Annotated in this window: 7 protein-coding genes and 2 pseudogenes; 4 read left to right on the top strand and 5 right to left on the bottom strand. The window is 75.3% G+C overall.

The annotated features are described in order from the left end of the window. Positions 1-249 precede the first annotated feature (249 nt). From ACH5A8_RS08730 to ACH5A8_RS08740, 3 genes and pseudogenes are all read right to left on the bottom strand, one after another. A pseudogene (locus tag ACH5A8_RS08730) lies at positions 250-561 on the bottom strand (nucleotide pyrophosphohydrolase); the annotation flags it as partial. A gap of 74 nt (positions 562-635) precedes the next feature. Then, entirely contained in the window at positions 636-1,883 is a 1,248-nt protein-coding gene (locus ACH5A8_RS08735) for an AAA family ATPase (protein ID WP_398999443.1), read from the bottom strand. A gap of 134 nt (positions 1,884-2,017) precedes the next feature. Then, positions 2,018-2,407: a cell division protein SepF gene (locus ACH5A8_RS08740; RefSeq protein ID WP_398999445.1), complete on the bottom strand. Its 390-nt coding sequence runs from the start codon at positions 2,405-2,407 to the stop codon at positions 2,018-2,020. A gap of 237 nt (positions 2,408-2,644) precedes the next feature. Between ACH5A8_RS08740 and ACH5A8_RS08745 the strand changes: the two genes are divergently transcribed. After that, positions 2,645-4,021, top strand: a complete 1,377-nt coding sequence (locus ACH5A8_RS08745; RefSeq protein ID WP_398999447.1) for an MFS transporter — start codon at positions 2,645-2,647, stop codon at positions 4,019-4,021. Between the two features lie 61 nt (positions 4,022-4,082). On the opposite strand, the gene ACH5A8_RS08750 is transcribed toward ACH5A8_RS08745, so the two are convergent. Next, the gene (locus tag ACH5A8_RS08750; RefSeq protein WP_398999449.1) at positions 4,083-5,054 is read right to left on the bottom strand and encodes a DUF3152 domain-containing protein; all 972 of its coding nucleotides are present in this window, start codon (positions 5,052-5,054) and stop codon (positions 4,083-4,085) included. A 172-nt stretch (positions 5,055-5,226) separates the two neighbouring features. Between ACH5A8_RS08750 and ACH5A8_RS08755 the strand changes: the two genes are divergently transcribed. Genes ACH5A8_RS08755 through ACH5A8_RS08765 form a run of 3 tightly spaced genes read left to right on the top strand, consistent with a single transcriptional unit; the run spans position 5,227 to position 7,990 of the window. Beyond that, on the top strand, positions 5,227-5,916 hold the full coding sequence (locus ACH5A8_RS08755; RefSeq protein WP_398999451.1) for a response regulator transcription factor: 690 nt from the start codon (positions 5,227-5,229) through the stop codon (positions 5,914-5,916). Beyond that, positions 5,913-7,436 carry an ATP-binding protein gene (locus tag ACH5A8_RS08760; protein ID WP_398999453.1) on the top strand — a complete coding sequence of 508 codons (1,524 nt, stop codon included), beginning with the start codon at positions 5,913-5,915 and terminating at the stop codon, positions 7,434-7,436. Before ACH5A8_RS08755 ends, ACH5A8_RS08760 begins: the two co-directional genes overlap by 4 nt. Then, positions 7,433-7,990: a hypothetical protein gene (locus ACH5A8_RS08765; RefSeq protein ID WP_398999455.1), complete on the top strand. Its 558-nt coding sequence runs from the start codon at positions 7,433-7,435 to the stop codon at positions 7,988-7,990. The genes ACH5A8_RS08760 and ACH5A8_RS08765 overlap by 4 nt, the downstream gene beginning before the upstream one ends. A 119-nt stretch (positions 7,991-8,109) precedes the next feature. On the opposite strand, the pseudogene ACH5A8_RS08770 reads toward ACH5A8_RS08765, so the two are convergent. Beyond that, positions 8,110-8,213, bottom strand: a pseudogene (locus tag ACH5A8_RS08770) (1,4-beta-xylanase); the annotation flags it as partial.

Raw genomic sequence — 8,213 nt, forward strand, 5'->3', positions numbered from 1 at the left:
TCCAAAAGCCAGAGCAAGACGGAAATCTCTGGACAACAAATCGGTTTCGACTCAGTGAATGACTACGGAGAGTGATAGAGGAGGGGTAGCTTCCGTCTCGTCGGGGTTCCGGCGGGGGCCGGCGGGCCCCGCCCACGGCGCCGGGCCCGGCTAGGCGGGCTCCCGCCGCGGCCCCCGCCCTCCATGGCCGCCGTCCTCGCCCGGCCCCGGCCGCGTACCGGACCCACCGGGGCCACCGGGCTCGCCGCCGCTGCCGGGCAGGGGGAACCTCCGTTCGTTCCGGTCGATCTTCGCCGCCAGGGCCGCCAGCGGATCGACGTCGAGCACCTCGCACAGCTGGAGCAGGTAGGCGAGGACGTCCGCCACCTCGTCCCGCACGCGGTGCGCCGTCCCCGGGTCCGCCATCACACGTGCGGACTCCTCGGGGGTCAGCCACTGGAAGATCTCGACCAGCTCGGACGCCTCGACGCTGAGCGCGGCCACCAGGTTCTTCGGGGTGTGGTACGGCTGCCAGTCACGTGCCGCGGCGAACTCGGCCAGCCTGCGCCGCAGCGCTGCCAGGTCCGACCGGTCGGGGCTCTCCGGGCTCGCGTGGTCGTCGCTCTCGGGGCGCGCGGGGTCTTCGTGGTGTTCGGTCACGGCACCAGGTCTACCACCCGCGCCGCCGGCACCTCCCGCGCCCAGGACCCGTCGCTCACCGCCCCGGTGAACCGGATGTGCCCGCGTTCGCACATCCGCGCGGCCAGTTCCAGCAGTTCACCGCGCTGACGGGGATCCAGACCGAGGTCGAGGCCGTCGGCGAGCACCGTCAGCGTCTGCAGCGCCTCGGGCACCTCGCCCACCGGGTCGACCTCCAGTACCCCGGGCCCGGTCAGCAGCACCAACGCCATCGCCGCGTACCGCAGTTCGCCGTCGCCCAGCCGCTCGAAACCGGTGCGCGTGCCGTCCCCGCGGTCCAGCACCGCCCGCACCCGCCCGTCGCCCACCGGTTCGGCGAGCACGTCGGTCACCGGCCCGGCGCATCCGGCGCGCACCGCCTCCACGAGCAGCGCGTGGCGCCGGCCGCACTCGGCCCGGGTGCGCCACAGGACGGCGGCCAGGTTCTCGCACCCGCGCGTGAGCCGCCCGGCGCCGACGGGAACGGGCGCGCGCATCCGTCCGGGGCGCGGGTCGCAGACGAACACCGACCGCAGGGCGACCACCATCTGCTCGGCGGCGGCGAGGACCTGCCGCTGTCCCTCGGTCCGCCCGGCCACCCGCAGCGGCAGCAGCGGGGTCCCGAGACGGTCGTCGGGCAGCGACGCGCGGGTCACGGCCGCCGGACCACCCGTGTACCAGGAGGCCTCGACCGTCGGCCGCCCCGGATCGCGCAGCGCGGTCTCCAGCAGGACCAGTCCGCCCGCGCTCAGCCGCTCCCCCACGACACGCAGCCGGGGCTCCGCCTGTACGGCGACGTCCAGCCGTACCGGGCCCCGGGGGCCGTCCGCCGTGCAGCCGATGCGGAAGCCGCGCCGGCCCTGGGCGTCGGGCCTGGCGCGTTCGGGCACGCGGGCGGTGGGATCGGGGAAGACCTCGTCGAGCGGTGCGCCGCCGGCGAGCCGGGCCAGTGCCTCGTACGCGCCGAGCGCACCGGTCTTGCCGGAGCCGCTGGGCCCGGCCAGGACGGTGAGCGGGCCGAGCGGGAAGCGGGCCCGGCGGTGCCCGGCGTAGGCGGACAGCCGCAGCTCGCTCACGCACGGCCGCTCCGGCCGGCCCTGAACGGGCGGTTCCGACGCGGACGGTACCGACGCGGACGGAGACGACGGCGAGGAGGGCGGGGACGACGGAAGCGGGGACGACAGGGGCGGGGTCACGGGCGTGACGGGCGCCGGGAACGCGGTCATGCCCGGGACCGTAAGTCCCCGTCAGCAGGGCGAACCGTTCCGCCCGCACCGCCTTCCCACGATCGGGGAACGGCCCCCGTACCCGCCGCGACAGCCCGCCTTGACGGACCGGGGCCCGCCCCGCCGGGTCCGGCTCACATCCCGGGGACCGCGGCGCTCTCCATCAGCCCGCTCACCTCGGTGCCGGGCGGCGTCAGCAGGAACACGTTGCGGTCGACCCGGTGCATCCCGCTCGCCAGGCCGAACACCACACCGGTGCTGAAGTCGAGGATCCGCTTGGCGACCTCGCCCTCGGCGCCGGTGAGGTCCAGGAGCACCGGCACACCCGCCATCAGCGTCTCGGCGACGTCGCGCGCGTCCGCGAACACGTTGACCCTGAGGACGACGAAACGGCGGCGCATCTCCGTGTCCGCGTCCGGGAGGGCACGGTGGTCGACCGCGGACGGCCACGAGTCGCGGCCCCGCAACGGAACGACCTGGGCGAGCCCCTCCCACTGTTCATCGGTGACGTCGTGGCTGTTCACCGGCTCCCCCCGACCTGACTCGCACTCATCGCCTGCACCAGCCAATTCTTACGCCATGTCACCTGTTCGGCCCAACAACGACACGTTCGGCGACGGACAGGAGGCGAACGTCACGCCCGCGAAGACCGGGTACCCCGGCTCGCCCCCCGGATCCGGCCGGACCGGTCCTTTCCCCGGCCGCCCCCTTCCCCGGCCAGGGCGCGTCGGCGGCGGGCCGGGCACAGGGATAATCCGCGGGTGACTCCCGTTCGATTTCCTGTGCGCCCCTCCTGGGCCGGACGCAACTATCTGCTGCTGACCGGCGCCGCCGTCGTCTCCGGGCTCGGGAGCTCCGGTGCGCTGGTGGCGGGAGCCTTCGCCGTGCTCGCCGTCGGGGGTTCGGCCACCGACGTGGGCCTGGTGGCCGCGGCGCGCACGGTGCCGCTGATCGTCTTCCTGCTGATCGGCGGGGCGCTGGCGGACCGGCTGCCCCGGCACCGGGTGATGGTGGCGGCCAACGCGCTGAACTGCCTCTCGCAGGCCCTGTTCGCGGTGCTGGTGCTGACCGGCTCCGCCCGGGTGTGGCAGATGGCACTGCTGGCCGCGCTGGGCGGAACCGGGCAGGCGTTCTTCTCCCCGGCCGCCGAGGGGATGGTGCTGGCCACGGTCTCGGGGAGCAGGTCGGGGCGTGCCTTCGCCGTCTTCCGGATGGGTGTCAACGGCGCGGGCATCCTCGGCACCGGCGCCGGCGGCGCGCTGGTGGCGCTGGCCGGACCGGGATGGGTGCTGGCGGTCGACGCGGCGGCCTTCGCCGTCGCCGGCGCGCTGCGCGCCTTCCTCGACGTGCGCGGGATCCCCGAGCGGTCGGGCGGTGCGAGCCTCCTGGAGGATCTGCGGGAGGGCTGGCGGGAGGTGGCCGGCCGGCCCTGGCTGTGGTCGATCGTGCTGCAGTTCGCCGTGGTGAACGCGGTGGTCGCGGCTGCCGAGACCGTGTACGGGCCGCTGGTCGCGCGGGAGCGGCTGGGCGGACCGCAGCCCTGGGGGCTCGCGCTGTCGGCCTTCGGCGTGGGCACGGTGCTGGGCGGGCTGCTCATGACCCGCTGGGCGCCCCGGCGGCTGCTGCTGGTCGGGGTCGCCGCGGTGCTGCCGCTGGCGTTGCCGTCCGCGGCCCTGGCCGTACCGGTGCCGACGCCCGCGCTGGTGGCGGTGATGTTCGTGACCGGGGTGAGCGTCGAGGTGTTCGCGGTGGCCTGGATGTCGGCACTGCACCAGGAGATACCGGAGGAGAAGTTCTCCCGGGTCTCCTCGTACGACTGGCTGGGTTCGCTGGCCATGGTGCCGCTCGCGACGGCGGCGGCCGGGCCGGTGCAGGACGCGGTGGGCCGGCCGGCCGCGCTGTGGGGCTGCTCGGCGCTGGTGCTGCTGCTGACGCTGGCCGTGCTGTGCGTGCCGGACGTACGGCGCCTCACCCGCCGGCCGGAGCCGGCGGAGCCCGCCGCGAACGGCACGGACACCGGCCCCGGCCGGGACACCACGCGCACCTTCGGCCCCGACCCGAGCGCCGCGTGCGCCGACGAGTCCGGCCGGGGCCCGGCCGGGCCCGCCGATCCGGCCGGGACGGTCACGTCCGTGTGACCGTGGCCGGCGAAGGGCCCGGTACGCCACGGGTGTGAGGGCGCGCTCCCGGCACGGCGGCTCAGGGCACGGCCGGTCCGCCGAGGTAGTCGCCCTCGGCGTCGTAGGGCCAGGCGTTGGCGACGCAGCCGTGCAGCCCGTCTATCTGCTGCATCATCGCCGGGGCGGGGCGGCCCGGCCCGGGGCAGGCCTCGTGGCCGTGCCCGATGCGGTGTCCGACCTCGTGGTTGACGATCAGCGCGCGGTACTCGTGGACGGTTCCCGGGAACTGCGGTGAACCCTCGTTCCAGCGCTTGAGGTTGACGAGCACCTGGGCGCCGACGTCGCAGTTGACCTCGCCGTGGGTGTGCAGCCCGGCGGCCCCGCAGATCCGGTCCACGGTCGCGGGCGTGGCGATCTTCACCACGAAGTCGACGGTCCCCTGCGAGACCAGCTGGAACGCGTCGTGCCCGTCGGCGGTCCAGCTCCGCCGGTCGGCGAGGATCGCCTCGATCTCCCGGGCCGCCTCGTCGGGCGCGACGCCCGTTCCCTCCTCGACCTGGACCTCGTAGCGCCGGAGCGTTCCGGTGCCGGCCGCCTTCCCGGACGCCTGCGCGGTGTGGAAGATCCCGTTGCCGGCCTTCGGGGTGGTCGTCCCCGTGCCCGCCGGATCCCCCGGTTCCTTCCCGGAATCCTTCGCCGAGCCTCCCGCGCCCTTCGGCGGTCCGCTCCGCGAGCCCTTCCCGGTCCGCCCGGTCTTCGGGGTCTGCTCCCGTGCCGGTGCGGAGCGGCCGTCCGTGCGCCGGTCCGCGGCTTCGGTGTGCCCCTTCCCGTCCGTCGCGGACGCCTGCGCGCCGGCCCCGCCCGGCTCTCCCCCGGCCCCCGCGAGCAGTGCCGCGGCGCCCAGTGCTCCCGCCGCTCCCGCCAGCGCGCACAGCACGCGGATCCGGCGACGGCGGCGGGCCCGGCGGCGGGAGGCGCTGCGGGACACGCGGCCGCGCCCGCCGGCCGCCGCCCCGGATCCCGCGGGTGGGTCGACTGTGGTTCCTGGCATGGCGCCCAGGCTGCTGACCTCATGTGATGCCACTGAGACCGAAAGGTCACGGAGTCATAACGGCGGACTCCGCGCCGTGGACACGTGACTCATATGATCCTTCCGTAACAGTTCCCCAGGAGGACGGCGTTCGGCGGCAGCCGCCGCTCGCGGCCCGCACATACTGATCGACATGTCCCGGATCCTGCTCATCGAAGACGACGCCGCCGTGCGGCAAGGAGTGCGGCTCGCTCTGCGCCACCAGGGGCACGACGTCCTGGCCGCCGCCACCGGCGAGGAGGGACTGGAGCGGCTCGGCGCCTTCCGCCCGGACGTGGTGGTCCTGGACCTCATGCTGCCCGGCATGCCGGGCCTGGACGTGTGCCGGCGGATCAGGGAACGCGAGCAGGTCGGGATCATCATGATGACCGCCAAGGGCGACAGCGTCGACATGATCGTCGGGCTGGAGGCGGGCGCCGACGACTACGTGGTCAAGCCCGTCCAGGCCCGCGTCCTCGACGCCCGCATCCGCGCCCTGCTGCGCAGGCTCGACGCACCGCCCTCCGGCGCCGCCCGGCCCAGACCCGAGGCGCACGGCGACCTGGTCGTCGACCGCACGGGGCTCCTGGTGACGCACCGCGGACGCCCCGTCGACCTGGCCCCGTCCGAACTGCGGCTGCTGCTGGCCCTGTCCGCGTCGCCGGGACAGGTGCTGAGCCGCCAGCAGCTGCTGGAGGCGGTCTGGGAGCACAGCTACCACGGGGACATACGCCTGGTGGACGCGTGCGTGAAGCGACTGCGGGGCAAGCTCGGCGAACTGGGCGGCGCCCCCCGCTACGTCCACACCGTGCGCGGGTTCGGCTACTGCTTCCGGTCGCCGTGAAGGCACGTCTCGTCCCGCGCGGCGGCCTGCGGCTCCGTCTCGTCGCGGGCTTCACCGTCGTCGCCGTCGCCGGCTGCCTGAGCACCGGTCTGCTGACCTTCCGCGAGGCGCGCACCGGGGTGCTCCAGCAGAGCCAGGACTCGGTGGTCAAGCAGTTCCGGGACACCGTCGACGCCCGGGTGCGCGGTGTGCCGGACCCTCCGGACCGCGCGGACCTGGAGGCCCTGGTCGGGGACCTGGCCTACGCCCACCGGTCGCAGCCGTGGCGCATCCTGGCCACCTACGGCAGCCTGCGCGCCGTCCACGGACCGCAAGACAGCTTCGACGCGTTGAGCCCCGAGCTGCTGCGGTCCGTGCGGACCCGCCCCGCCGCGGTCTTCCAGCGGGTGCGCCGCGACGGGCGGGCCTTCCTCGTCGTCGGACTGCCCGTCACCTACGGTGGTGCGGCCACCCCCACCCCGTCGGGGCTGGTGCTCTACCTCGTCGTCCCGCAGGAGACCGAGCAGCTCTACGTCGAGGCCCTGGTCACCGCGATCGAACGGGCCACCCTTCCCGCGCTCGGCCTGGCCGTCCTGATCGCGCTCGTGGTGGCACGCGGCGTGCTGCGGCCCGTACGGGCCCTGGGCCGGGCCACCCGGCGCATGGCCGCGGGACACCTGGACACCCGGTTGGAGGTCACCGGTGCCGACGAACTAGCCGAGCTGTCCGAGACGTTCAACGACACCGCGGCCGCGCTGGAGCAGTCGGTGACGGAGCTGCGCCGCATGGAGGCGCGTTCCCGGCGGTTCGTGGCGGACGTCTCGCACGAACTGCGCACCCCGCTGGCGGCGATGACCGCGGTCACCGACGTGCTCGACGAGCAGGCGTCGCGCCTCGACCAGGTCACCGGCGAGGCGGTACGGCTGGTCAGCGAGGAGACGGCCCGGCTGGCCCGGCTGGTCGACGACCTGATGGAGATCTGCCGGTTCGACGCGGGCGCCGCCGAACTGCGCGTCGACGAGATCGACCTGGCCGAGTCGGTGCGGCGCACCCTCGCCTCCCGCGGCTGGCAGGACCGGGTCACGGCGGACCTGCCGGCCGACGGCGCGCTGCGCGCCCGTGTCGATCCGCGCCGTCTGGACGTGGTGGTGGCCAATCTGGTCGGCAACGCCCTCCGGCACGGCGCGCCGCCGGTGACCGTGCGGGTGGCGGCCGAGGACGGACCTGACGGGCAGCGGCCCGAGGGCGGCCGGCCGGGCGGGGGGTGGGCCGTCATCACGGTGAGCGACCGGGGCCCCGGCATCCCCGAGGACGCGCTGCCGCACGTCTTCGAGCGCTTCTACAAGGCGAGCCGGGCCCGGACCCGCAGTGAGAGCAGTGGCCTGGGCCTCGCCATCACCGAGGAGAACGTACGGCTGCACGGGGGGAGCGTCCGGGCGGCCGGCCGTCCGGGCGGCGGCGCCGTCCTGACCGTCGCACTGCCGCTGCGCCGCCCGGCGGCGGACGGCTCCGGTGGCGCGGGGGAAGGGGGGCGGAGGTGAGCGCCGTCCGGCCGGCGGCCCTGGCGGGGCTGGCCCTCACGCTCCTCACGGTGGCGGGCTGCGGGGTGCCCACGTCGGGCGTGATCGACGCCGGTGAGCCGGCGGTCGGCGCCTCGGCGTCGATCGAGGTCTGGTTCCTGGACGACGGTGTGCCGCGTGGCGTTCCCCGGCGGGTCCCCGCGAAGGGGGACGTGGTGGCGGGAGCCGTGCGGCTCCTCCTCGCCGGGCCGACCGCGGCCGAGAGCGCCACCCTGACCACGTCGCTGCCTGCCGTACGGGGCGAGGTCGGCGTCACGACGGACGGGGACGCCGTCTCGGTCCGGTTCCCCGCCGGCGTCGAGCGACTCGGCCCGCTCGCGATGGAACAGCTGACCTGTACCGTCGCGGAGGCCCACCGCCTGGCCGCGGCGAGTCCCTCGCCGACCGCGCGGGCCGGTACGCCCACGTCCGTCCCGCCGCTGCGCGCCGACGGGCAGGCGCACGACGTCAGCGTGCGCGCCGTGGGCGACACCTGGGCGACGGCCCGGCCGGACACCGTGTGCCCGGCCGGCTGACGCGGCGGCACCGCGCGCGGTGGCGCGACGGCCGGGGCCGCCGCGCCACAGGTGGCCGGGTCGGTACGTGTGCCGGGCCGGCGCGTGTGCCGGGTCGACACGTGTGCCGGGTCGGCCGGTCAGTTCGTGGTGCAGGTGACCGTGGGCCAGGTCCAGGAGCCATTGGTCTGGATGGTCACGCCCCAGTTGTCGCCGTTGCCGTTCGGCTTCGCCTGCAGCACCT

This window comes from Streptomyces sp. NPDC018610 (assembly GCF_044391765.1).
GTDB lineage: Bacteria > Actinomycetota > Actinomycetes > Streptomycetales > Streptomycetaceae > Streptomyces.

Bases quoted from the DNA above. Each gene is read 5' to 3' on its own strand.
- ACH5A8_RS08735 (WP_398999443.1), bottom strand. From the start codon at position 1,883: ATGACCGCGTTCCCGGCGCCCGTCACGCCCGTGACCCCGCCCCTGTCG.
- ACH5A8_RS08750 (WP_398999449.1), bottom strand. From the start codon at position 5,054: ATGCCAGGAACCACAGTCGACCCACCCGCGGGATCCGGGGCGGCGGCC.
- ACH5A8_RS08755 (WP_398999451.1), top strand. From the start codon at position 5,227: ATGTCCCGGATCCTGCTCATCGAAGACGACGCCGCCGTGCGGCAAGGA.